Below are 22,072 nucleotides of genomic sequence, written 5' to 3' on the forward strand. Positions count from 1 at the left end.
TTTTTCTGCTAACCTAAGCGCCTATTTTAGCTTTCGTTTGCCCCCACATGACTAACCACTACCTGCTTAGCCAAGAGCGCCAGCTGTTGCAAGATTACCAAGGGCGGATCCTCCCGCTAATGCGTAAATTGCATTACGGTGAATTTATGGGCGCTAAAAAAGTGAAAATAGTTTACGCATTTTTACTGCACCCAAACCCCGTAGGCAGTGTGGCAATTTGCGCGGGCCGGATTGAGTGTCTGCTTAAGTATCAAGAAGTCATTTACGATCTTTATCAAAACGGTTATTCGGTGTTTATTCATGATCACCGTGGTCAGGGGTTATCAGGGCGCATGACCGACAATCCGCATATGGGATATGTGGAGGACTTTGCTGATTACGTAACGGATTTTAAACTCTTTTATGACGCTGTCATTAAGGTCAAGAGCCAATATCAACCACAATTATTATGTCACTCAATGGGGGGAGCCATAGGTGCCTTGTATATATTTGCGTATCCACAAGATTTTCAACAGGTAGTGTTTTCTGCTCCCATGTTTGGCATTCGTCCAGCCATGCCAGCCTGGTTGGCCGTAGGCCTGATCCAACTTAATCAACTGATGAATACCTTTTATGGTAAATCCACAGGTTATTTTTTCGGTCAAGGAGACTACCAGAATATCCAGTTTTCGGATAACCAACTGACACACAGTGAGCTGCGTTATCGCCTATTCAGAGAAGTATATGAAAGTCAGCCCCAGGTTAAACTCGGGGGCGTAACCTACCATTGGTTACAAGCCGCAAATATTGCCATGGATAAAATTGAGTCTCTCGCCGGGACATTTCCCGTCCCGGCTTTGGTCATTCAAGCTGGCGCTGATGAGGTGGTTGATAATAAACGTCAAGACAGAGTGACGGCCCGTATGGCACATTGTCAAAAGACAGTGATTAGGGCAGCCAAACACGAACTGCTGATGGAGGAAGATCAATATAGAACGCCATGCCTAGAAGCGATCCTGGATTTTTTTACCCAAACATCATTAAAGCCTGAAGTTTAAAATAGCGGTAGATCCAGCTATACTACAAAGACACTCAGGTTAGCGTGTAACTCTGTTACCCGTTTTGCTATGTTGCTATTGGCCTCGGCCGTGGCTTCGGCCCCCTCAGCTGTTATCTGAGCTAAGTTGCTAATATTTAACAGGTTTCGGTTGATTTCTTCGGCAACAGCAGATTGTTCTTCAGCTGCGGTGGCGATTTGCATATTGAGATCAGATATTTCCCCTACCGCATGGGATGCTTCCAAAAAGGTTTCACTGGTGTCACTACTTTTAAGCAAACACAGCTCCGCACTTTCGCTACCTTTACGCATACTTTTCACTGCATTGTTGGCTTCAGATTGCAGCCGTTCAACCAAGTTTTGAATATCTACCGTTGAGGTTTGTGTGCGCTGAGCTAGCGAGCGCACTTCATCTGCTACCACGGCAAAACCACGCCCACTTTCACCGGCTCGGGCCGCTTCAATGGCTGCATTTAAGGCTAACAAGTTAGTTTGAGCAGCAATACCCTGAATAGACTCCAGTACACTGCCAATGTTATTGGTTTCTTCCACCAGGTTTTTGAGCACTTGGCCGGCTTCAGTCACTTCGTCAGACAACCTTTTGATAATTTCCTGGGTTTCTTGTGCCCCTTGCTGTCCTTCAGTTACGCGTACTTTTACCCGTTCGGTCACCTCTGCCGCATGGCTGGCACTTCTTGCAACATCCTGAGTGGTGGTACTCATCTCTGTAACTGCCGTGGCCACCATTTCTGTTTCAGCACGCTGTTTATCAACATTACGCACCGTTTCACGCATGATCGTCATGGCGGTTTCTGACGACTCTGCTAACACTTCGGCTTGGGAATTACTATTCGATATCAGCGTTCTTAATACACCCATAAATTTATTAAAGGCTCGCGCGACGTCTCCCGTTTCGTCAGTTGCTTTTTCGCTTAACGAGACCGTTAAATCACCGTCGCCATCCGCAACTTCCCTTAAACGTTTTACCAAGTAATTGATTGGAGAAGTAATGGAGCGGCTGATAATGTAAGGCAAGATAATACCTAACAGCAGTGCGATGGCAAAAGCGCCTATGATCCACTTAATGCCTGATTTTTCGTCATGCTCGGCTTGTAATGAGGCTTCCAGGGTGAATTTCTGAATCTCTGCCAGCAAAGTTACTAGTTTGTTTTCCAGTTCATCTTCCAAGCCTTTGATAAAACTGGCTTGCTCGATCATTTGATCTCTTTGCCCAGTACTGGCGAGTGCCAATACGGTATCAAATTGCCCTATCACCTTGCTGTAAAGTTGTGCGATGTTTTGCAGCTCAGACGCAACATGTTTAAACTTTTTTTTGCCCTTTTCCGAGTGAAGCTTATTGATGGCGCGGGTGACAAAAATTTGGGTTTCTTCAATCTCCTTTTCAATTTTGCCGCTTAGTTCCACTACCTTGGCTTTGCGCTCACTAAAATGGGCACTTGCCCCCTCAAAATTTTGCTCAGCTAACAACGCCTGAAAAAGTGCCCGTTCAAATACTATGGCCTGTTCTAGTTGGTGTTCGGTAATTTTAGTGACGGATCGGCTAAGAGGAATATCTTCTTCGGCGATATCCACTAGTTCCACCCCAATTTTAGCCATCTGGTTAATGGCAATGCCCCCCATGATGATCATTAGTAGAAGTTGACTAAAGCCTAATAGATATACCTTGGACGAAATTTTAATTTTTGAAAGCATATAAATTAATCCTTGTTCGCGTATCGCCAGTTTTTACAACCGGTTACTATTTTTTGGCTAAAACGCCGGTGGTTATTCAAAACGGTCTTATAAAAGTAACACCCAGCACAAAGACTTCGTCACCGTCGACAAAATCGATTGCTAGTGTTGGAGCTACCCCAAAATCGCCCAGGTGAAAATCATAACTGGCACTTACCCGATACAGATCTTCTGAATGCGGGTGAGCCCCACCAATTTTTTCCTCACCAAAACCCAAGCCAAAACGCACTTTGGCGTTTGGGTGATAATATAAAGAGCCCAGTTTTACCGTTACACCATCTTCATGATGGGCTTCATCGGTTTTTTCATAAACTGCCCCCAGGCCCCAATGATGATTGAATTTATATTCATATTCGAATCCGTAGGTAAATTCTGTTTCATCTTGGGCGTTTGTGAAGCCAACAAATATACCGGGGATGTGATGAGCATCACCGGCCGCTAGGACGACGCTGGTTGATGACAACAATAGAGCTGAAAAAAGAAGTGAGTGGGTGGTGTTCATGAATATATCCTTGCCATTGCACGGTTATCACGCAATTTATGGTGAACCAATTTGTTGATATTTATAAATTAATTCAAAGCTACCATGGGTAATGTTGAAGGATATTGTAACAATATATTTAGGGTCCCCAATATTATCCAATAGTCTACAATTCAGTTTCTAATGAATTTGCCGAGAAATTATTAGGCTGCAATCCTGATTAATTCATCATATGTGCAACAGTTTTGGTAAGATCGCCTGATTAAGCCTGATCAAATTAGTTCGTTATGTTAGATATTGTTTTATACCAACCTGAAATCCCACCCAATACCGGCAATATTATTCGTCTGTGTGCTAATACCGGTTTTGCGCTGCATTTAATCGAACCTTTAGGTTTTGACTGGGATGATAAGAAGGTCCGCCGGGCCGGCCTGGATTACCATGAATTTGCCAAAGTTCAGCGTCACGCCTGCCTGGAAGATTACTTAACGTCATGCAATCCCAAACGGGTATTTGCTTGTACGACTAAAGGTACAAATTTTTTTGCTCAGGTGAGTTATCAGGTGGGAGATGCATTATTGTTTGGTCCAGAAACCAGAGGCTTGCCTGCAGAGGTTATTAATAGTTTACCTGTTGAGCAGCGGGTTCGTATTCCCATGTTGGCAGATAGCCGTAGCATGAATCTGTCAAACGCCGTGTCAGTATTTGTTTATGAGGCCTGGCGGCAGTTGGACTTTGCCGGAGCAGTATAGGGGGCGGAACTAACCCCGGATGTTTTATCCAGGGTTTGTGTGGTCGAGCCAAGCTGCCAGCTACAGGTGTGGGAAAAGCGTGATCAGATAAATTCAAACGCATCGCCGTACAGATTATTTAATAACAAGCCTTGTTGATGAAACTCTTCTCTGGCTACTCCAGCCATTTCAAATCGACCTGCAATATATACCTGGTAGGGTTCCAGGCTAACAAAATCTGTTAATACGGCTTTATGTACCCAGCCAGTTCTGCCGGCCCAATTGACTTCGGGGATTTCCACCACCGGAATAAAACGAAAATGACGATGTTGTTTGTCCAGGGCGACCAGCTCTGTATAGGCGTACATGTCGGCCAAGGTGCGGGTTCCCCAATAAAGGAATACGGGCTCTTTTAACGGCTTACTCAGCAGTTGCTGTAATATGGCATAGGTATACGAAAAGCCGGTGCCGCCAGCGAGCAGAATAATGGGTTTGACTTTGTCGGCCCGCAAAAACGCCTTGCCGTGGCCACCATCTATATGCACTTTACCTTCGTCGTGCATTTTTTGCAGGACTTGGGCAGCATAATTATTGCCAGCATCCACACCTATATGCAAATCAAGCCGGCCATCCTCTCTTGGGGCATTGGCGATAGAAAAAGGGCGTTTATCTTCTTCCGTCATGATCACCCGCAGATATTGACCTGCGGCAAATTCTACCGCGTGCTCCGGGTTAAGAATGACGCGGCTGACGGTGTCTGTAAGAGGTTCAATTCTTTCCACCTTACAAAAAGTTTTTTGCATAGTTAATTTCTGCTTATCGCTCAAAGTTTATTAGGTACCATTATATATCTGTGCTTAAAATCAATCTTATTGGTCAAGGACGTGCTCCCACTTAACGCTAAATAACTTTGATATTCAATAACAAGCAATATAGGCTCAACTTATTGATTATAAACATCTGGCCGCCAAGTTACGAGCAGCATAGTCAACCACTGTTGAGTCTTTTTAATAGAAGGCCTATGTGATACATGCTTTTTTCCCAATAGCCAGTCAGCTAAGATTAGATTAATCGTACTCATATTGCTGTGTTGGGGAGCGCAATAGCATAGCTGGCCGGGGTCTGCCGCGTTATAAACAGTTTATTTTGACTGGATGACGGGCAAGTGCACAGCCCAGATGATCAAGTGGCGGGATACAACAGCATTAAAAAAGAGCAAAACGGTTGTGTTTTGGCAAAGAACTATCACACTCCAAAGGGGGGAGTGAGTGACCAAAGCCTGAATATATTGGAGGCCATACGTCAGATACGGCAGCAAACCTGGGTGGATAATAACGCTACTTTGTTGCAATTAGCTGGTGAATTAATAAATTCGGTTATGCTGCTAACCGGCAAAACCCAAACCAGCACCGGCGAAAAGTTACACCATAAAATATTTTGGACTAAAAAAAGGCCAAAAACAGCGTGGGCCAGCATTGGCAAATACGTCAAGATGACGGACAATCTTGATCCACCCTGTTTGACGGTTTTGTACATCAGGCTTGAGCAATACTGCCCTGGCAATAATTTATAAACATTAGGAAATTATATGACTTTTACCCCGGAAATGGCTGCAGAGTTCGAACTTTTAGTAAAATTTCCCACCAAAAGCCTGATGCAAGGCTTAAAAGTACACCAAGATGCTGATCCCGATGTTATTGCCGCCGCCCAGCGACTGTTTGGCAAAGGCATTGTCACCCAACCTGATGGCGGTTACCTCACCGACCTAGGTTATGATCTTATTGAACATGCCCAGATAGTGCACTCGGCTTTGACACAAAAATAGGTCATTGGGTGGCTGTTGCCACGCAAGTAAATTTAATCTTGGCCGATAACTAGATTATTCTATGTTTATATGACATTTATATGAATTCATTACTTCATACTGTGGCACTGCGTGTTATCGCGCTGTTTGGCGTAACCACTTTGTCATTCTCGACCTTGTGTGCAGAAGAAATCAAAGCGGTGCAGTTATACTCCCAAGACGAGTTGTTGCGCCTAATCAACCGCAATGAACATTTGACCCGAGTCGTGTTAGATGATTGTCAGTTGGTGCAGGATATTGAAGCCCGGGCCCAAACTTTGAAAATTCCCGCTTACCAGTTTTTATGGGGAGACATGTTAGCCTGGGGCGTCTGTGTTGAGGCTGAGCCCGAGCGGGGTATTGAGTTTATGCGCCAAGCCGCAGAACAAGGACTTCCCGAAGGTTTGGAGCAACTGGGACGTTATTATGCCCAAGGCAAGCTAGTGCAGCAGGACAAATCCCGTGGGGTGGTGTATTTGCGGGAAGCGGCGATATTGGGTAATCAAAAAGCCCAAATTGAGTTGGCCGAATTATTTATTGCCGGTTATGGCAGTCCCTACGATTACGAAGATGCCTATCATTGGTTATATAACGCCATTAGTGCAGATAAAAAGACCCACGCAAAAATTGCGCATTGCATGACAGAACTTGAAAAACTTATGCATCCCAAAGCGGTACGTAAAGCCCGTCGGCCTCTGGAAAGTTAGTTATCACCCTTAGTAAAAAGCCGATTGTGCACTACCGTTCGTTTTGCCCCCCCAGGCATCATTATCGAATTAAGCGTTTTTAATTGAGCCAGCTTAGTTATACTAGGCGCTGAATTTACTTTACCTGGAAACGCCATCACAAATATGAGCGACGATCCCTTTTACCAACGCGAAAAAGAAAAATACGAAAAGCCAGTAGCGAGTCGAGAATACTTGCTTGAATTGCTGACAAGCACCGACAAACCCCTGTCTTTTCTTGAGTTTTGTCATCTGTTGAACGCCGAAGACGAGGACAGCCGAATTGGTATTCAGCGTCGCTTGCGTGCAATGGAGCGTGAAGGGCAAGTTGAATTTACCCGTGACAAGAAATACGCCAAGCTTAAATTAGCTGAGTTGATAAAAGGCCGGGTAATTGGTCACAGAGACGGTTTCGGTTTTTTAAAACGCGAAGATGGCGAAAAAGACTTGTTTATCCATAACGCGCAGATGTCTACCGTACTGCACGGCGACATAGTGCTGGTTAAAGAAAGCGGAACGGACAATCGGGGGCGGCGCGAAGCGCGTATTGCTAAAATACTTGAACCTCGCACAGAACCCATAGTGGGGCGTTATTTTTTTGAAAATGGTCAAGGTACGGTGATCCCCGATGACAGTCGCATCAATCATGAGATCAATATACTGCCTGAATACACTAATGGTGCCCGTCAGGGGCATATAGTGGTAGTAGAAATCACCCAGCGTCCCAGGCGCAGAGTAAACGCCATTGGTAAAATTATCGAAGTACTGGGTGAGCATATGGCACCGGGTATGGAAATTGATATGGCGTTACGCACCTTTGAACTTCCCCACACTTGGCCCAAAGGTGTGACAAAACAAGTCAAGGATTTAACCGAACAGGTTCCTGAGCAAGCCAAACTCCATCGCATCGATTTACGTCAATTACCCCTGGTGACAATAGATGGAGAAGACGCTCGTGATTTCGATGACGCGGTATTTTGTGAACCCCTGGAAAACGGTGGATGGCAACTATGGGTGGCCATAGCCGATGTCAGTCATTATGTACGTCCCGGCACAGCACTAGATAGCGAAGCCCAAAATAGGGGGAACTCGGTGTATTTTCCCGAGCAGGTGATCCCCATGCTGCCCGAAGTCTTATCCAATGGATTGTGTTCGCTTAATCCCCAGGTAGACCGGCTGTGCCTGGTATGCGAGATGACCATTAATAAGCAAGGCGTGCTGCAGGAACATCAATTTTATGAAGCGGTGATGAACTCCAAAGCGCGGTTAACCTACACTAAGGTTTGGAATATTCTGCAAGGTGACGAAGAGCTGGAAAAACGTTATGCCCAGCAGGTGCCACACCTGAAAAACCTACAAGACATGTACCGTACTTTGAAGCGCCGACGCAACCAGCGGGGGGCCATAGAATTTGAAACTCAGGAATGCAAATTCATATTCAACGCCCAACGCAAAATTGACCATATAGTGCCAGTGACCCGCAATGATGCCCATAAGCTCATCGAGGAATGCATGATTTTGGCCAATGTATCTGCGGCCAAAACGTTGAGCAAACATAAAGCCGAAGCTTTATATCGTATTCATGATGAGCCTGATGCCGACAGACTGAGTGCATTTCTAGCCTATTTGGCTGAAGTTGGCATTAGCCACAAAATTGGCAAAGAAGCCACACCACAAGATTTCACCGAGGTAGTGGAGAAAATTCAGGGCCGAGCGGACCAGGAACTGATCCAGACCATGTTATTGCGCTCTATGAAACAAGCGGTTTATAACCATGAGAATATCGGCCATTTTGGTCTGGCATTAGATGCCTACGCGCATTTTACGTCACCTATTCGACGTTACCCGGATCTTGTGGTTCACCGGGCATTAAAGGCGATCATCGACAAACAAAATCAGCGTAAAAGCCAATCCGGTGGCAAAGCTTATTCGGCAGAAGAAGTGGAGGCACTGGGCGAACAATGCTCAATGACCGAGCGTCGAGCAGATGACGCCACCCGTGACGTGGCGGACTGGTTGAAATGTGAATTTATGCTCGATCATGTGGGTGATACCTTCCAAGGAGTAATAGCCTCAGTCACCAATTTTGGTTTTTTTGTGCGTATTACCGAGTTTCATATAGATGGTCTGGTGCATATTACTGCATTGGATAATGACTATTATCGCTACGACGAAGTGAAACAGCATTTGATTGGTGATGCCAGTGGAGTGGTTTATCGTTTAGGTGATGCATTGGAAGTCAAAGTTGCCTCAGTCAATCTAGATGAGCGGAAAATTGATTTTGTGTTAGCCGCACCGCCACCCAAGGGCAAACGAGCAGCCCAGAAAAAGCCCCCAGCCAAGAAACGCAGTCGCAGTAAGAAAGCTGCAACCGGCGATAGTGACAGCAAAGAAATAGCCCCGGGCAAAGGAGCTCCAGGTAAAGCTGCGCCCGGTCGCAAACCTGCCAGTAAGCCAAGTGGCAAATCCCCTAGTAGAAGGAAGAAGTAAGCATGGCTCAACAACATGAATGGTTGTATGGTATTCATGCCCTTGAGGCGGTGATCCAGCGTGAGCCGGAACGTTTGCTCGAATTGTATATTCTCAAAGGACGTGACGATAAACCGATCAACGATATCGTCAGTCAGGCCAGACGTTTTGGTATAGCTGTACAGTTTTGTCAGCGTAAAACCCTAGATGACAAAGTCAATGGCGAGCAGCATCAGGGCATCGTTGCCAAAGCCAGGCCGGGTAAACAGTTTGATGAAAGTGATTTGGATCGCATCATTAAGGATAGCAAATTGCCTTTTTTGTTGATCCTCGATGGTGTCACGGATCCGCACAATTTGGGTGCCTGTTTACGTACGGCGGACGCCGCTGGCATAGACGCCATAGTGGTACCAAAAGACAATTCTGCCACCCTGACCCCAGTAGTACGTAAAGTCGCCAGCGGTGCGGCAGATCTTGTGCCCTTGGTACAGGTGACAAATCTTGCCCGGACCTTGCGCGAGTTACAAGATGCGGGGGTGTGGATAGTGGGTACGGCAGGCGAGGCAACCCAGAGTCTTTATGATTGTAAGATGAAGGGACCTATCGCCCTGGTAATGGGGGCAGAAGGCAAGGGTATGCGCCGTCTAACCCGAGAACATTGCGATGAACTGATTAAATTACCCATGGCGGGCTCAGTATCAAGTTTGAATGTATCTGTTGCAACCGGCATTTGTTTATATGAGATAGTCAGGCAGCGCGGGTAGAGGACTTATTCTAATCCCACCAATTATATACAGGCCAAAAGGTTGGAGGACGCAGAAGATTTAATTTTACTTTGATAATCCTCTAGCCTGCCTCCTTTTTTAAGTTCCATCTATGTTTCAAGCGTATTTTTCTTTGTTGATCGATCACGATTAATGAATGCGTGTATTGCATGCGCATTCATCCCTATTCATTGTTAAAGACAAGGTTTTCAAAATGCGGATTGGCTTTGATCGCGCGCATTGTTTTTAGCGACAACAAAGGGAGCAACAATGGTCGACGGCCTAGGTTTGCTCTAAATTCAAGGGCTTCGCCTTTATCTTTAGTCACGATAGTGGTTACCGGCACCCCAATATGACGGGTACCATCTTTTAGCATTAGTTCTACTTCGATATGAAATAGACAGGCGATTTCCAGGTAGTCATGCAAATCGCACTTTAGGATAGTTTTATTCATTGCTCTGTGCCCAGTGAATCCTATAAGGGTAATACATAATGCCCCTGGCTTTTTATTATCGACTGAACCTCTGAATTAGCAATTTCGCTGTGGCAGAACTGACAAGAGTTTGTCGTAACTTGGATGGACTCGATCCCAAGGCTTTTTAAATATTGGTTTGCATACACCTTTACGCGCGATTTGTGCTCATCATCAACCAGAATATCGAAGTGCAAGTACTGACCATTAATGGTTTTTACATGTGTATCATAAACGTGTATTTTCATTGTTAACACCTAGATAGAATTTATTTCCAATAATTGTTTGCAACTTGATGGCTACCATATGTCCTGCTTGCATTAGTAGCGCCGGACTTGGACCGTATAGTGGCCTCAATTTTTGACGTATGTCAGCGCTAGGCTGAATGGCGGCAATGGTCTTTTGCGCTAGTTTCATCGCAAGTTCACGGCCCTTAGCAAGGCTTGCCGTTCGTAAGGTTGACATATGCATATCTCCCCAGGGTTAGATAATCCCCCTTAGCACAATTTAGGAAAGAGCTTGGCTGCTTAGTAATCAGTAAGCTGTTTCGACATGACAGAATAAGGCAAACTTAAGTCACCCGACAGCACATCGTATACTTCGTTAACACGTAGTACCGGCCCATCGCCAGACGCATCAACCTGCATACCAGCTGTCACACCATCAAAGTTGAATTCTGTGACTCCATTTACTCTTTGCACTGGCACAATTACTCGTAACAGAGTGCCTTGGGCATAAGCGTGGAAATTAGGCGAGTCCAAATACATCGCCATGGGCGCAGTAGGGGGCAAATCTGTTGCATCGAACGAAGATGGTACTGACAGACCTGCAGCAGAATCATCATCGGCTACTAATGCAACCCAATGTGTATGGTACACAAAGCCATCATCCTGATAATCGCTGTTACCGTTTTCGTCCCATAATGGTGTGTCATCAAAATCGGGGTGGGTAGTCACAGCGAGTGCCAATGTGGCATTGGAGATGTTTTTAAAGCCCACGTTTTGAGGAGAAATAGTGGTAGGAAATACATAGCCCAAAACAGCTGCGCCGTTAACTTGGCCTATTGCTTCCACCGTTTTTGTTGCTGCATCTCCAAGGGTTTGCATTGAAAATATTAGGCTATCTATTTCCGCCAAGTAATCCACGCTTGTACCCACTAGAGCAAGGCTATCAGTCTGTTCACTCATCGTCGCTTCTGGCCAGTTACTTTGTGCAACAAGCTCGCTTTGTTCGACGATAAGGGGAGAAGACATTTGACTATAAAAACGTTCTACTTTTAGCAAAGGTGTGGTGCCACTGGCATCAACTTCTAAATAGGCTGTTAATACTGTGGAAGTGAAATCTGTGCGACGTTTAACTGCATTTGCCGGTACAATTACCAGTAACTTCGTGCCTTTTTCAACGATGGTGAAGCCTGGCGAATCGAGATACATAGGCATCGGTGAGGTGGGGGTTAAAACAGAAGATTCTGTTGCCTGCACCACAGCTAACCCTTCACCCGCGAGTTCGTTTTCTTCCAGTACGACCCAATGCGAATGATAGATAATCCCATCATCATCGTACAACTCGTTATTATCTTCATCCCAAAGGGGCGTATCATCAAAATCGGGATGGCTGGTTATTGCTAAGGCGACCTTACCGTCAACATCGCCATAACCAATGTCGGCTGGGCTTAATTCAGTCACGAAAACGTAAGCCAAGACTGGCGCGCCATCAACTTGCCCTACAGGCATTGGGGCAATGGAAGCCGCATTAGCAATGGTTTCAATGGAAAAAATATAGGCATCAAGCACAGATTCGTATTTTACCTGAGCGTTAACAAGTTCAAATGCCTCACCAGCATAAGCTTCCCCAGGAAGCTTGGAAACGGGGGGGGGATCTCTAAAATCTGAACTGCATGCACTGAGCAACACAATTAAGCTGCTAATAAAGATCGCATATTTAATGTTAGTCATCGCGGGAAACCTCTATATATTGAATTAAATAGTTTCGATTCGAAACAATATAGGAGGTTGAAAGCTACTTGTCAATAAGGTGTTTAGTCGATACTATATTGTTCATGAAAACACATCTTATATATAAAAATGTAGAGCGGCTCGGTGAGTTATTAAAAGTTGGTGCGCGTAAGGCGGGGGCGGAACACGGATTGCAGCCCGTGCAATTAGAAGTATTGCATTACTTGGCGAACTGTAATCGATTCTCAGATACGCCGATGGCAGTCACTGAGTATCTCGGTCAAACCAAAGGTACGGTGTCACAAACGATCAAAATACTGGAAAATAAAGAGCTTGTTGTTAAGGTAGCGGATGGCAAAGATAAACGGATATCCCATTTAAAGGTCACGCAAAAAGGGCGAACTCTGCTTGAAGAAAACATTCCAACCCGGATGTTTACTAAGGCATGTAAATCTTTGACAACCGTGCAACAAGCAGAGATTACCTCTTCACTTCAACAACTCTTGGTTTCCGTAATCCAATCCAACAATATGAAATCTTTCGGGGTTTGTCGCTCCTGTCAGTACAACAGTAAATCCGCCGACGGTGGGTATTTCTGTAATCTGGTCAAAGAACCTTTGACTGACAACGACGTGACACTGATCTGTAGGGAGCATGATAACAAAGACTAAAATATAGGGGACAACGTTAAATAGTAGAGGTGATGCCTTTGGCAATACATTGGGGCGTTCGGTGCCTATTGCACAAGTTCAAGCCAGCAAGCATTTCACTAGGCAGAAGGTCCAAATATTCTCAAAATGATTAGTAGAAATGTTTAACCAAATTCCAAAACAAACGACACCGACTAAGAATTTGGATGAATATTGAGCTGCATTCGCTTAACTTATTGTTATCGATTTAGCAAATAAATGGGTAACCCGCATAGTTGTTTGACCTACAGCCCGGCAATCGTTATAACCTTGTTAGTTAAATGTAGGTTTATTTATATTGGGAGATAATATGTCGTTAGAGACCCCCTTAGAGATGCTTTACCACTGGGAAGATACGGCATCGCAAACCGTGTATTTGCACCAGCCAGTTGATGGGCGAATTGACAGTTTTACCTGGCAACAAACGGCGGATGAAGTACGTCGTGTGGCCGCAAGTCTAAACGCCATGGATCTGCCAACCGGCAGTCATATAGCGTTACTTTCAAAAAATTGCGCACAGTGGTTTATTGCCGATCTGGCTATCATGCTGGCTGGGCATATTTCTGTGCCTATCTATTCTACTGCGGGGGGGGAAACTATTCGTTACGTGCTGGAACATGCCCAGTGTGCAGTGATCTTTGTTGGCAAGTTAGATAATACAGCCGAACAACTGGCCGCAATTCCCGATAATGTAGTGAAATTGGCCTTCCCCTATCCTGACATTATCGCCGATAAGACGTGGTCCGAGCTGCTTGCCAGTGAACCTTACAATGAACGACCAGTGCCGAACCTTGCGTCTGTTATGACAATTATTTATACGTCGGGTAGTACGGGAAACCCCAAAGGGGTGGTGCATACCTACGCCTCGATATGCTGGGCGGCGAAAAACTCATTAGACGAACTAAAAGTGGGTGCGAATGACCGCATACTAAGTTATTTGCCCCTGGCCCATATTACCGAACGGGTATTAGTGGAAATGGCCAGTTTTTATTCAGGCATGCGAATTGACTTTATTCAGTCATTGGAAACGTTTAATCGGGATATTTGCAGTACTAAACCTACCCTATTTATATCTGTTCCCAGATTGTGGACCCGATTCCAAATGGGGGTGTTGAGTAATATGCCCCAGAAAAAGCTCGATTTTTTATTAAAGATCCCCATTCTGAATAAACTGGTTGCACATAAAATTCGCGCTAAACTAGGCTTGGATAAGGCGAGGTTGTGCGCCAGTGGTTCGGCACCCATATCTCCGGCGACCCTAAAATGGTTTTTACAGATCGGCGTGCAAATATCCGAGGGCTGGGGCATGACAGAGAACAGTGCTTACGGCACTTGTTGTGTACCCTTTAGAGTAGATAAAATAGGATCTATTGGGCGTGCCTATGAGGGCGTGGATATTCGCATAGGTGCAGATGGGGAAATTCAGGTCAAAGGCCCATGCAACATGTTGGAATACTATCTTGAACCTGATAAAACCGCTGAGGTATTCACCGAAGACGGTTATTTGAAAACCGGTGATAAGGGCTCAATTGATAGTGATGGTTACATTAGAATCACCGGGCGTTTGAAAGAAATATTCAAAACAGCTAAAGGCAAATATATTGCGCCTGTGCCAATAGAAGCAAAACTGATGGGTAATTCACTGATTGAACAGGTGTGTGTGACTGGCGCCAAGTTGAAACAACCTATAGCTTTGATTGTTTTGTCACCGGATGCTCACAAACAGGATAAAACCCAAACGGAAAAAAGTTTGCTCGAGACTTTGTCGATGGTTAATTCAGAGATGGAAAGTCATGCCATACTCGACCGAATAGTGGTTATGCGTGATGATTGGACGGTGGAAAACGGGCTTCTAACACCGACCTTGAAAATCAAACGTCATCTTGTAGAAGAAAAATACGATGTGTTGATTAACGACTTAAGCGATGGGAAATTGGTCTACCAGTAATCCCCTCAATGCCCCTAACGCCATCTTAGTGTCAAGTTTGTAAAGATAGCGTAAAGGGGCGAACTTCAATTTAATTTCATCTTCATAATGGCTTCCCCACTTAAGCCTGATATGGATGTAAAATGCATAAACAATTAATTCACTCTTCTCTTTTGTCACTTACCTTAATGTTAAGTGCATGTGGAGGATCAAGCTCAGATGATTCCGCAGATAGCGATGCCTATCTACAGTTTTATAATGGTTCGGCAAATAGTGCATCTACTACTATGAGCCAAACCGATGAAAGTGATCTGGGGTCGGCTACCTATAGCGATGCCACTAGTGTATTTACCCTTGACAATGGCTCGACAGATCTGGCCTTTTTTAGAACCGATGCTGATGATCAGGAAGTCTTGATTGAAGAGCAGCAGGTAACATTACGTAACGGTGAAAAGTTGCTGGTGGTACTCAGTGGGGATTATGAATCACCATCTTTTAATGAATACCGGATTATACGTGAGGAGCTGGACGATCATTTCAGACTGTTAGTTACCTCAGTGATACCAGATGGCAAAAGTTACGATCTATATATGAGCGATGCCGGCGCCCCCTTCAGTGCCGCCAAGTTACTAGGGACCGTCAACTACCAAAGCCTGGATGAAGTGGCTTATTGGGATCCTGATCCCGTTAGCACGGATTTCGATGAAGGCGAATATGTAATTTATTTTACCGAAGTCGGGCAACAAACCCCTATTTTTGAAAGTCCTACCATAGACTTTGCCTATGCCACTGAATACGTGCTGGCCTTACGCACAACCACCGGCGCCATTCGGGGTAATCTGGAAATTGATCTGGTAATTAACTCATCCTTGGTCACCAGTTATGCCGACGCGGACGCATCCGCCCAATATCGCGTTTATAACAGCCTGGATAATCTTGGCTCAGTGACCTTATCATTGGAGGGCAACGGCGCGAGCGGCGAAAGCATTAAAATGTTGCCCAATACTATGAGTGAGTTTACGTCTGTGGATTTTGGCGACTACCGGCTGTCGGCGCTAACCAGTGAAGAGCCGACCCTAGCCTTTAATAATCGCCTGGTTACTCTCAATCAAGGGGAAAGTAAAGCCATAGTTATTTATCAAGACACCGAGAATAAACTGACCTCATTGTCCTTTACCGAAAGCTCATTACCCCAGGTGTTTGATCATCAGGTGCAGGTAGCAAATCTGGTATCAGATTTTTTCGATGTAGATTTCTATTTTGTGCGTAAAGACGAAACCATTGAATCAGCTGAATACAGGGTGTTGGGGCTGGATTATACCCAAAGCGGCAGGATCACCCTTCCCAGCGACTATTACGAGCTTATCGCTGTGTATGATGACAATAAGGATACCCAAGTATTGTTGGACAGAACCGAACTGCTGGGTATAAACGAAGAGACAAACTATATCATCACTGTCGAAGCCAGCACTGATTCACCGACCGGATACCGCATTGCGTTGTTGCATTGAGGGCTAACTTTCTAAGGTCTTGAGTCATTCCGGTCAAGCAAAAGGCACTGGGCAAATATTGTCTGGTGCTTTTTGGTATCATACCCCACGTCATTGCTTCGCCATACCAGCACTTTGCGGGGGGTATTCTCGTCTCATCCTGTAGTTAACATCCTGATTAACCGCGTTTATTTATCTAAACGGGGTGTTGGGTCTTGTTGCCAGGCAAGAGTTTTGGTTTTTTTGTAAATGCACCTATCGCAGCCGTGTATTTTCTGTTAGTATTTCGCGCCCTTTTAACTGGGGTATGTATAGAAAAGCAGCAGTATTACTGCTTTTTACAGCTAAACGACTCGTAAGAGTCTTAATTAACCGCGGAGCACTAACATGATCCAAATGCAAACTACCCTGGACGTAGCCGATAACTCGGGTGCTCGCAGGGTTCAGTGTATTAAGGTTCTTGGTGGCTCGCATCGCCGTTATGCACATATTGGCGACATCATTAAAGTTACCGTTAAAGAAGCGATTCCTCGCGGTAAAGTTAAAAAAGGTGATGTGCTAAATGCAGTGGTGGTGCGTACTAGAAAAGGCGTTCGTCGTTCTGATGGATCTTCGATCCGATTTGATGGCAACGCAGCTGTTTTGCTTAATGCAAACAAGCAACCGATTGGTACGCGTATCTTTGGCCCGGTCACTCGTGAGCTTCGTGTTAATAACATGAAGATAGTCTCACTGGCCCCTGAGGTACTATAAGGAGTCACGATAATGGCTAGAAAAATTCGTCGTGATGATGAAATCATCGTATTGGCAGGTAAAGACAAAGGAAAACTAGGCAAAGTGCTTAAAGTTCTTCCGGTAGCTGACCGTCTAATCGTTGAAGGTGTGAATTTGATCAAGAAACATCAGAAACCTAACCCTCAATTGGGTGTTGCTGGTGGGATCATTGAAAAAGAAGCATCAATTCACGTATCAAATGTAGCGATAGTTAACCCTAAAACGGGTAAAGCTGATCGCATAGGTTTCCGTTTTGAAGATGACAAGAAAGTTCGCATTTTCAAATCTGACGGTGAACTGGTTTAATAATTGGAGAGTACGATGGCGAAACTGCATGATTTCTATAAAGAAACAGTAGTAGCGGAACTTGCAAAGCAGTTCAACTACAAAAGCGTCATGCAAGTCCCTCGGATTGATAAAATCACTCTAAACATGGGTTTAGGTGAAGCGGTAGCAGACAAAAAGGTGTTGGAAAATGCAACAGCTGACATGCAAGCAATTGCTGGTCAGAAACCTATTGTAACTGTTGCTCGCAAATCTGTAGCGGGTTTTAAAATCCGTGAAGGTTATCCGATTGGCTGTAAAGTAACCCTACGTGGTGAACGTATGTGGGAATTCTTTGAACGTTTAGTTTCAATTGCAATTCCACGTATCCGTGACTTCCGTGGCTTAAATCCTAAGTCATTCGATGGTCGTGGTAACTTTAGCATGGGCGTTCGTGAGCAAATTATCTTCCCTGAAATCGATTTCGATAAAGTGGATAAGATACGCGGTATGGATATTACTATCACTACTAGCGCTCAAACCGATGCGGAAGCACACGCTTTATTAAGCGCGTTCAGCTTCCCATTTAAAAAGTAAGGTGTAGGGTTATGGCAAAAGAATCAATGAAAGCGCGCGAAGTAAAACGTGCCAAGCTAGTCGCTAAGTTCGCCACTAAACGTGCAGAACTTAAAGCAGCTATCAGCGATGTCAACACGTCTGACGAAGACCGTTGGGACGCTGTTCTTAAGCTACAACAACTACCACGTGATTCATCTGTTAGCCGCAAACGTAATCGTTGCGCGATAACTGGTCGTCCACATGGTTTCCTACGCAAGTTTGGCCTAAGCCGTATCAAGTTGCGTGAAGCAGCGATGCGCGGCGAAGTGCCTGGCTTGAAAAAAGCCAGTTGGTAAGGAGTAGCTGATATGAGCATGCAAGATCCTATCGCGGACATGTTTACACGCGTTCGTAACGGCCAGATGGCCAGCAAAGTTTCTGTCACTATGCCTTCATCTAAATTACGTGTTGCTATTGCGGCCGTATTGAAAGAAGAAGGTTATGTGCAAAGTTTCGCTGTAACTGGTGACGTTAAACCTGTTTTAGAAGTGACTTTAAAGTATTTCGAAGGCAAGAAAGTTATTGAGAGCATTGAGCGCGTAAGTCGCCCTGGCCTTCGCATCTATAAGAAAAAAGATGAGTTGCCAAAAGTATTGGGTGGTTTAGGTGTAGCTATCGTGTCTACCTCTAAAGGTGTGATGACTGACCGTGCAGCGCGTAAAGCGGGCATGGGTGGTGAAATCATCGGCTACGTAGCGTAAGGGGATAGTAATGTCACGTATAGCAAAAGCTCCTGTTGACGTTTTATCTGGTGTAGAAGTATCTATCGCCGGCCAAGAAGTCACAGTAAAAGGTAAAAACGGTACACTAGTCCGTGTCTTTAATGATGCAGTGGAAGTGACCCAGGAAGAGAAACAACTTAAGACTTTACCTCGTGAAGGTAAAGCCAATGGTTGGGCTCAAGCTGGTACAGCTCGCTCACTATTAAATGCCATGATACTTGGTGTATCTCAAGGTTTTGAGAAAAAACTGCAGTTAAATGGTGTTGGTTACCGTGCCCAGGCACAAGGTAACAAACTTAATTTAACCTTAGGTTTCTCACACCCTGTAGCATACGAAATGCCTACTGGTATTTCGGTTGAAACTCCTAGTCAAACTGAAATCGTCGTCAAAGGCGCTGATAAACAGTTGGTAGGTCAGGTTGCAGCTAACATCCGTGGATACCGTCCGCCAGAGCCTTATAAAGGTAAAGGTGTTCGATACGCTGATGAAGTTGTGCGTCGTAAAGAAGCTAAGAAAAAGTAGGTAGGTGATACGATGGATAAGAAATCAGCTCGCTTGCGTCGCGCTACTCGTGCACGCAAAAAAATTAGTGAACTGGCCGCGCATCGCTTGGTTATTAACCGCACACCACGCCATATATATGCCCAGTTAATCGCTCCTTGCGGTTCATTGGTATTGGCGGCGGCTTCTACTGTTGAAGCAGATCTTCGCAAAGCCCTTAAAACTACGGGTAATGCTGAAGCTGCGGTAGCAGTTGGTAAAGCGATTGCAGAACGAGCTATCGAAAAAGGCATTAAGAGTGTTGCTTTCGATCGCAGCGGTTTTAAGTATCACGGTCGAGTTAAGGCATTGGCTGATGCTGCTCGTGAAGCAGGTCTTCAGTTCTAGGAGTTAATTATGGCTAAAGTAGAAGTTCAAAACGGTGAACTGTTAGAAAAGCTAATTGCCGTGAACCGTGTCTCTAAAGTAGTTAAAGGTGGTCGTATCTTTAGCTTTACTGCTTTGACAGTAGTAGGTGACGGTAACGGTCGTGTTGGTTTTGGTTACGGTAAAGCACGTGAAGTGCCAGCTGCAATTCAAAAAGCTATGGAAAAAGCGCGCCGCAATCTTGTGGACGTTGATCTTAATGGCAACACGCTACAGCACGCAATTAAAGGTCGCCATTCTGGCTCAAAAGTATATATGCAGCCTGCATCTGAAGGTACCGGTATTATTGCCGGTGGTGCGATGCGTGCAGTACTTGAAGTCGCTGGCGTACAAAACGTACTTTCAAAATGTTACGGATCAACCAATCCAATTAACGTTGTGCGTGCAACTATCAATGCGTTGACAGAAATGACATCGCCTGAGCAAGTTGCAGCAAAACGTGGATTGTCTGTACATCAGATTTTGGGGTAATTGGACATGACTAAGATGATAAAAGTTAAGCAAACTAAAAGCTCTATCGGTCGCCTTCCTAAGCATAAGGCAACTCTTACAGGTTTGGGTTTACGTCGCATCGGTCATGTTCGTGAATTAGAAGATACCCCTTCTGTTCGTGGCATGATCAACCGTGTATTTTACATGGTTGAAGTAGTGGAGGAGTAAAAGATGCATTTGAATACTCTTGCTCCTGCACCTGGAGCTAAAAAATCTGGTAAACGTGTGGGTCGTGGTATTGGCTCAGGTATCGGCAAAACTGGTGGCCGCGGTCACAAGGGTCAAAAGGCTCGCTCAGGCGGATCTGTTAAGCCTGGTTTTGAAGGTGGGCAAATGCCAATTCAGCGTCGTCTACCGAAGTTCGGTTTCACTTCACGTAAATCTTTGGTTTCTGACCAAGTTACGTTGAGCGAAATTGCCTCTGTAGAGGGTGATGTGGTTTCACTTGAAACTTTAAAAGCAGCAGGTCTTGTCAAAAAAGAAATGCGGTTTGTGAAAGTTATGAAAAGTGGCGACATCTCGCGTGCGGTTACTATAAATGGTTTGAAGGTTACAAAAGGCGCACTTGAAGCAATTCAAGCCGCCGGCGGTAAGGTAGAGGAATAAGCTAGATGGCTAAACCAGGATTGGATTCAAGCGCTAAAGGCGGCTTGAGTGAGCTTAAATCAAGATTGTTGTTCGTACTGGGTGCGATAATTGTGTTTAGACTCGGCTCATATGTGCCTATTCCTGGTATCGATGCAGCTGTGTTGGCCGACTTGTTTGACCAACAGAAGGGTACCATCGTAGAAATGTTCAACATGTTCTCCGGTGGTGCACTTGAGCGTGCATCGGTTCTTGCCCTGGGTATAATGCCTTACATTACGGCTTCTATCATCGTTCAGTTGCTCACAGTGATGCATCCGCCGATGATGGAGCTCAAAAAAGAAGGCGAAGCTGGTCGTCGTAAAATCAGTCAATACACACGTTATTTCACGTTAGTGTTGGCTTCTTTCCAAGCAGTTGGGATTGCGACGAATTTACCTAACCTGATTTCCGGGTTGGTGATAAATCCAGGTTTCGGTTTTTACTTTACCGCTGTAGTGAGTTTGGTTACCGGTACCATGTTTTTGATGTGGTTAGGTGAGCAAATTACAGAGAGAGGTATCGGAAACGGTATATCTATCTTGATCTTCGCTGGTATCGTGTCTGGTCTACCTACTGCCATTGGCAATACGATAGAACAGGCACGGCAAGGTGACTTGAACTTGTTATTCTTGTTGTTAATAGGTGTGATAATTATCGCCATCACGTATTTTGTGGTATTCGTTGAGCGTGGGCAACGACGTATAGTCGTTAACTATGCAAAACGTCAGCAGGGCCGTAAGGTGTTTGCTGCACAAAGTACCCATTTACCATTAAAGGTGAATATGGCTGGGGTTATTCCACCGATTTTTGCATCAAGTATTATTTTGTTCCCAGGCACCATAGCCAACTGGTTTGGTCAAAATGAGTCATTGTCTTGGTTACAAGATGTGGCTTTGATGTTGTCTCCTGGACAACCTCTGTATGTGATGTTTTACGCTGCGGCGATTATCTTCTTTTGTTTCTTCTATACCGCGTTGGTGTTTAACCCTCGTGAAACGGCAGATAACTTGAAGAAGTCAGGGGCTTTTGTGCCTGGTATTCGTCCTGGTGAGCAAACATCTCGCTATATAGATAAAGTAATGACTCGGCTGACACTAGCTGGCGCGCTTTACATAACCTTTATTTGTTTAGTGCCTGAATTCATGTTGATTGCCTGGAACGTGCCGTTTTATTTCGGCGGAACCTCACTACTGATTATGGTAGTGGTAATCATGGATTTCATGGCGCAGGTGCAGACTCACTTGATGTCACATCAATATGAATCTGTTCTTAAGAAAGCCAATCTTAAAGGCTATGGTCGTTAAGATGGCATT

General features: G+C 45.0%; 28 protein-coding genes. 21 read left to right on the forward strand and 7 right to left on the reverse strand.

The window, feature by feature from the left end; translation table 11 throughout:
• Positions 1-47: 47 nt before the first annotated feature.
• A complete protein-coding gene (locus AC3RV5_RS04920) occupies positions 48-1,037 on the forward strand; it encodes an alpha/beta fold hydrolase (protein ID WP_489730857.1) in 990 nt (329 codons plus the stop codon).
• A gap of 17 nt (positions 1,038-1,054) precedes the next feature.
• Here AC3RV5_RS04920 and AC3RV5_RS04925 read toward each other — a convergent pair whose 3' ends face one another.
• Positions 1,055-2,749: a methyl-accepting chemotaxis protein gene (locus AC3RV5_RS04925; protein WP_489730858.1), complete on the reverse strand. Its 1,695-nt coding sequence runs from the start codon at positions 2,747-2,749 to the stop codon at positions 1,055-1,057.
• A 76-nt stretch (positions 2,750-2,825) separates the two neighbouring features.
• Positions 2,826-3,290 carry an outer membrane beta-barrel protein gene (locus AC3RV5_RS04930; RefSeq protein WP_489730859.1) on the reverse strand — a complete coding sequence of 155 codons (465 nt, stop codon included), beginning with the start codon at positions 3,288-3,290 and terminating at the stop codon, positions 2,826-2,828.
• Between the two features lie 266 nt (positions 3,291-3,556).
• Here AC3RV5_RS04930 and trmL point away from each other — a divergent pair, with 266 nt between their 5' ends.
• A complete protein-coding gene (gene trmL / locus AC3RV5_RS04935; protein WP_489730860.1) occupies positions 3,557-4,021 on the forward strand; it encodes a tRNA (uridine(34)/cytosine(34)/5-carboxymethylaminomethyluridine(34)-2'-O)-methyltransferase TrmL in 465 nt (154 codons plus the stop codon).
• Positions 4,022-4,104: 83 nt separating this feature from the next.
• Here trmL and fre read toward each other — a convergent pair whose 3' ends face one another.
• Positions 4,105-4,803 (reverse strand): NAD(P)H-flavin reductase, encoded by a 699-nt coding sequence (fre, locus tag AC3RV5_RS04940; protein ID WP_489730861.1) that lies wholly within the window; start codon positions 4,801-4,803, stop codon positions 4,105-4,107.
• A gap of 362 nt (positions 4,804-5,165) precedes the next feature.
• Between fre and AC3RV5_RS04945 the strand changes: the two genes are divergently transcribed.
• The 5 genes from AC3RV5_RS04945 to rlmB all read left to right on the forward strand — a co-directional run bounded on the left by AC3RV5_RS04945 (position 5,166) and on the right by rlmB (position 9,801).
• Complete coding sequence (locus AC3RV5_RS04945; RefSeq protein WP_489730862.1) at positions 5,166-5,573, forward strand: hypothetical protein; 408 nt, start codon at positions 5,166-5,168, stop codon at positions 5,571-5,573.
• A 15-nt stretch (positions 5,574-5,588) separates the two neighbouring features.
• Positions 5,589-5,825 carry a TIGR02647 family protein gene (locus AC3RV5_RS04950; protein ID WP_489730863.1) on the forward strand — a complete coding sequence of 79 codons (237 nt, stop codon included), beginning with the start codon at positions 5,589-5,591 and terminating at the stop codon, positions 5,823-5,825.
• A gap of 80 nt (positions 5,826-5,905) precedes the next feature.
• The gene (locus AC3RV5_RS04955; RefSeq protein ID WP_489730864.1) at positions 5,906-6,550 is read left to right on the forward strand and encodes a tetratricopeptide repeat protein; all 645 of its coding nucleotides are present in this window, start codon (positions 5,906-5,908) and stop codon (positions 6,548-6,550) included.
• 144 nt (positions 6,551-6,694) lie between these two features.
• A complete protein-coding gene (gene rnr, locus AC3RV5_RS04960; RefSeq protein WP_489730865.1) occupies positions 6,695-9,058 on the forward strand; it encodes a ribonuclease R in 2,364 nt (787 codons plus the stop codon).
• A 2-nt stretch (positions 9,059-9,060) separates the two neighbouring features.
• Positions 9,061-9,801 (forward strand): 23S rRNA (guanosine(2251)-2'-O)-methyltransferase RlmB, encoded by a 741-nt coding sequence (rlmB, locus tag AC3RV5_RS04965; RefSeq protein WP_489730866.1) that lies wholly within the window; start codon positions 9,061-9,063, stop codon positions 9,799-9,801.
• Between the two features lie 184 nt (positions 9,802-9,985).
• On the opposite strand, the gene AC3RV5_RS04970 is transcribed toward rlmB, so the two are convergent.
• The 4 genes from AC3RV5_RS04970 to AC3RV5_RS04985 form a co-directional block, all read right to left on the reverse strand.
• Positions 9,986-10,255, reverse strand: coding sequence for a Rho-binding antiterminator (locus tag AC3RV5_RS04970; RefSeq protein WP_489730867.1), 270 nt, complete (start codon positions 10,253-10,255; stop codon positions 9,986-9,988).
• A gap of 20 nt (positions 10,256-10,275) precedes the next feature.
• The gene (locus AC3RV5_RS04975) at positions 10,276-10,521 is read right to left on the reverse strand and encodes a DUF2024 family protein (RefSeq protein ID WP_489730868.1); all 246 of its coding nucleotides are present in this window, start codon (positions 10,519-10,521) and stop codon (positions 10,276-10,278) included.
• On the reverse strand, positions 10,502-10,738 hold the full coding sequence (locus AC3RV5_RS04980) for a hexameric tyrosine-coordinated heme protein (protein WP_489730869.1): 237 nt from the start codon (positions 10,736-10,738) through the stop codon (positions 10,502-10,504). Before AC3RV5_RS04980 ends, AC3RV5_RS04975 begins: the two co-directional genes overlap by 20 nt.
• A gap of 62 nt (positions 10,739-10,800) precedes the next feature.
• Positions 10,801-12,228, reverse strand: a complete 1,428-nt coding sequence (locus AC3RV5_RS04985; protein ID WP_489730870.1) for a hypothetical protein — start codon at positions 12,226-12,228, stop codon at positions 10,801-10,803.
• Positions 12,229-12,332: 104 nt separating this feature from the next.
• Here AC3RV5_RS04985 and AC3RV5_RS04990 point away from each other — a divergent pair, with 104 nt between their 5' ends.
• From AC3RV5_RS04990 to secY, 14 genes are all read left to right on the forward strand, one after another.
• Complete coding sequence (locus AC3RV5_RS04990) at positions 12,333-12,899, forward strand: MarR family winged helix-turn-helix transcriptional regulator (RefSeq protein WP_489730871.1); 567 nt, start codon at positions 12,333-12,335, stop codon at positions 12,897-12,899.
• Between the two features lie 328 nt (positions 12,900-13,227).
• Complete coding sequence (locus AC3RV5_RS04995) at positions 13,228-14,865, forward strand: AMP-binding protein (RefSeq protein ID WP_489730872.1); 1,638 nt, start codon at positions 13,228-13,230, stop codon at positions 14,863-14,865.
• Between the two features lie 122 nt (positions 14,866-14,987).
• On the forward strand, positions 14,988-16,355 hold the full coding sequence (locus AC3RV5_RS05000; RefSeq protein ID WP_489730873.1) for a DUF4397 domain-containing protein: 1,368 nt from the start codon (positions 14,988-14,990) through the stop codon (positions 16,353-16,355).
• 366 nt (positions 16,356-16,721) lie between these two features.
• On the forward strand, positions 16,722-17,087 hold the full coding sequence (gene rplN, locus AC3RV5_RS05005; RefSeq protein ID WP_489730874.1) for a 50S ribosomal protein L14: 366 nt from the start codon (positions 16,722-16,724) through the stop codon (positions 17,085-17,087).
• A 12-nt stretch (positions 17,088-17,099) separates the two neighbouring features.
• Positions 17,100-17,414 carry a 50S ribosomal protein L24 gene (rplX, locus tag AC3RV5_RS05010; RefSeq protein WP_489730875.1) on the forward strand — a complete coding sequence of 105 codons (315 nt, stop codon included), beginning with the start codon at positions 17,100-17,102 and terminating at the stop codon, positions 17,412-17,414.
• Between the two features lie 15 nt (positions 17,415-17,429).
• Positions 17,430-17,969, forward strand: coding sequence for a 50S ribosomal protein L5 (rplE, locus tag AC3RV5_RS05015; protein WP_489730876.1), 540 nt, complete (start codon positions 17,430-17,432; stop codon positions 17,967-17,969).
• An 11-nt stretch (positions 17,970-17,980) separates the two neighbouring features.
• A complete protein-coding gene (rpsN, locus tag AC3RV5_RS05020; RefSeq protein ID WP_489730877.1) occupies positions 17,981-18,286 on the forward strand; it encodes a 30S ribosomal protein S14 in 306 nt (101 codons plus the stop codon).
• Between the two features lie 12 nt (positions 18,287-18,298).
• Positions 18,299-18,691, forward strand: coding sequence for a 30S ribosomal protein S8 (rpsH, locus tag AC3RV5_RS05025; protein WP_489730878.1), 393 nt, complete (start codon positions 18,299-18,301; stop codon positions 18,689-18,691).
• A 10-nt stretch (positions 18,692-18,701) separates the two neighbouring features.
• Positions 18,702-19,235 carry a 50S ribosomal protein L6 gene (rplF, locus tag AC3RV5_RS05030; protein WP_489730879.1) on the forward strand — a complete coding sequence of 178 codons (534 nt, stop codon included), beginning with the start codon at positions 18,702-18,704 and terminating at the stop codon, positions 19,233-19,235.
• Positions 19,236-19,247: 12 nt separating this feature from the next.
• The gene (gene rplR, locus AC3RV5_RS05035) at positions 19,248-19,601 is read left to right on the forward strand and encodes a 50S ribosomal protein L18 (RefSeq protein ID WP_489730880.1); all 354 of its coding nucleotides are present in this window, start codon (positions 19,248-19,250) and stop codon (positions 19,599-19,601) included.
• A gap of 9 nt (positions 19,602-19,610) precedes the next feature.
• Positions 19,611-20,111: a 30S ribosomal protein S5 gene (gene rpsE, locus AC3RV5_RS05040; RefSeq protein WP_489730881.1), complete on the forward strand. Its 501-nt coding sequence runs from the start codon at positions 19,611-19,613 to the stop codon at positions 20,109-20,111.
• 6 nt (positions 20,112-20,117) lie between these two features.
• Complete coding sequence (rpmD, locus tag AC3RV5_RS05045) at positions 20,118-20,300, forward strand: 50S ribosomal protein L30 (protein WP_158971301.1); 183 nt, start codon at positions 20,118-20,120, stop codon at positions 20,298-20,300.
• A 3-nt stretch (positions 20,301-20,303) separates the two neighbouring features.
• Positions 20,304-20,738 carry a 50S ribosomal protein L15 gene (gene rplO, locus AC3RV5_RS05050; RefSeq protein ID WP_489730882.1) on the forward strand — a complete coding sequence of 145 codons (435 nt, stop codon included), beginning with the start codon at positions 20,304-20,306 and terminating at the stop codon, positions 20,736-20,738.
• Between the two features lie 5 nt (positions 20,739-20,743).
• Positions 20,744-22,063: a preprotein translocase subunit SecY gene (gene secY / locus AC3RV5_RS05055; RefSeq protein WP_489730883.1), complete on the forward strand. Its 1,320-nt coding sequence runs from the start codon at positions 20,744-20,746 to the stop codon at positions 22,061-22,063.
• Positions 22,064-22,072 lie beyond the last annotated feature (9 nt).

The organism is Paraglaciecola sp. IT1134, assembly GCF_058068185.1.

Bases quoted from the DNA above. Each gene is read 5' to 3' on its own strand.
- rplE (WP_489730876.1), top strand. From the start codon at position 17,430: ATGGCGAAACTGCATGATTTCTATAAAGAAACAGTAGTAGCGGAACTT.
- rplF (WP_489730879.1), top strand. From the start codon at position 18,702: ATGTCACGTATAGCAAAAGCTCCTGTTGACGTTTTATCTGGTGTAGAA.
- rplO (WP_489730882.1), top strand. From the start codon at position 20,304: ATGCATTTGAATACTCTTGCTCCTGCACCTGGAGCTAAAAAATCTGGT.
- AC3RV5_RS04925 (WP_489730858.1), bottom strand. From the start codon at position 2,749: ATGCTTTCAAAAATTAAAATTTCGTCCAAGGTATATCTATTAGGCTTT.
- rpmD (WP_158971301.1), top strand. From the start codon at position 20,118: ATGACTAAGATGATAAAAGTTAAGCAAACTAAAAGCTCTATCGGTCGC.
- AC3RV5_RS05000 (WP_489730873.1), top strand. From the start codon at position 14,988: ATGCATAAACAATTAATTCACTCTTCTCTTTTGTCACTTACCTTAATG.
- AC3RV5_RS04950 (WP_489730863.1), top strand. From the start codon at position 5,589: ATGACTTTTACCCCGGAAATGGCTGCAGAGTTCGAACTTTTAGTAAAA.
- AC3RV5_RS04970 (WP_489730867.1), bottom strand. From the start codon at position 10,255: ATGAATAAAACTATCCTAAAGTGCGATTTGCATGACTACCTGGAAATC.
- fre (WP_489730861.1), bottom strand. From the start codon at position 4,803: ATGCAAAAAACTTTTTGTAAGGTGGAAAGAATTGAACCTCTTACAGAC.
- rplR (WP_489730880.1), top strand. From the start codon at position 19,248: ATGGATAAGAAATCAGCTCGCTTGCGTCGCGCTACTCGTGCACGCAAA.
- rplN (WP_489730874.1), top strand. From the start codon at position 16,722: ATGATCCAAATGCAAACTACCCTGGACGTAGCCGATAACTCGGGTGCT.
- AC3RV5_RS04930 (WP_489730859.1), bottom strand. From the start codon at position 3,290: ATGAACACCACCCACTCACTTCTTTTTTCAGCTCTATTGTTGTCATCA.
- rlmB (WP_489730866.1), top strand. From the start codon at position 9,061: ATGGCTCAACAACATGAATGGTTGTATGGTATTCATGCCCTTGAGGCG.
- AC3RV5_RS04990 (WP_489730871.1), top strand. From the start codon at position 12,333: ATGAAAACACATCTTATATATAAAAATGTAGAGCGGCTCGGTGAGTTA.
- trmL (WP_489730860.1), top strand. From the start codon at position 3,557: ATGTTAGATATTGTTTTATACCAACCTGAAATCCCACCCAATACCGGC.
- AC3RV5_RS04920 (WP_489730857.1), top strand. From the start codon at position 48: ATGACTAACCACTACCTGCTTAGCCAAGAGCGCCAGCTGTTGCAAGAT.
- AC3RV5_RS04955 (WP_489730864.1), top strand. From the start codon at position 5,906: ATGAATTCATTACTTCATACTGTGGCACTGCGTGTTATCGCGCTGTTT.
- rplX (WP_489730875.1), top strand. From the start codon at position 17,100: ATGGCTAGAAAAATTCGTCGTGATGATGAAATCATCGTATTGGCAGGT.
- AC3RV5_RS04975 (WP_489730868.1), bottom strand. From the start codon at position 10,521: ATGAAAATACACGTTTATGATACACATGTAAAAACCATTAATGGTCAG.
- rpsH (WP_489730878.1), top strand. From the start codon at position 18,299: ATGAGCATGCAAGATCCTATCGCGGACATGTTTACACGCGTTCGTAAC.
- AC3RV5_RS04980 (WP_489730869.1), bottom strand. From the start codon at position 10,738: ATGTCAACCTTACGAACGGCAAGCCTTGCTAAGGGCCGTGAACTTGCG.
- rpsN (WP_489730877.1), top strand. From the start codon at position 17,981: ATGGCAAAAGAATCAATGAAAGCGCGCGAAGTAAAACGTGCCAAGCTA.
- AC3RV5_RS04985 (WP_489730870.1), bottom strand. From the start codon at position 12,228: ATGACTAACATTAAATATGCGATCTTTATTAGCAGCTTAATTGTGTTG.
- AC3RV5_RS04995 (WP_489730872.1), top strand. From the start codon at position 13,228: ATGTCGTTAGAGACCCCCTTAGAGATGCTTTACCACTGGGAAGATACG.
- rpsE (WP_489730881.1), top strand. From the start codon at position 19,611: ATGGCTAAAGTAGAAGTTCAAAACGGTGAACTGTTAGAAAAGCTAATT.
- secY (WP_489730883.1), top strand. From the start codon at position 20,744: ATGGCTAAACCAGGATTGGATTCAAGCGCTAAAGGCGGCTTGAGTGAG.
- rnr (WP_489730865.1), top strand. From the start codon at position 6,695: ATGAGCGACGATCCCTTTTACCAACGCGAAAAAGAAAAATACGAAAAG.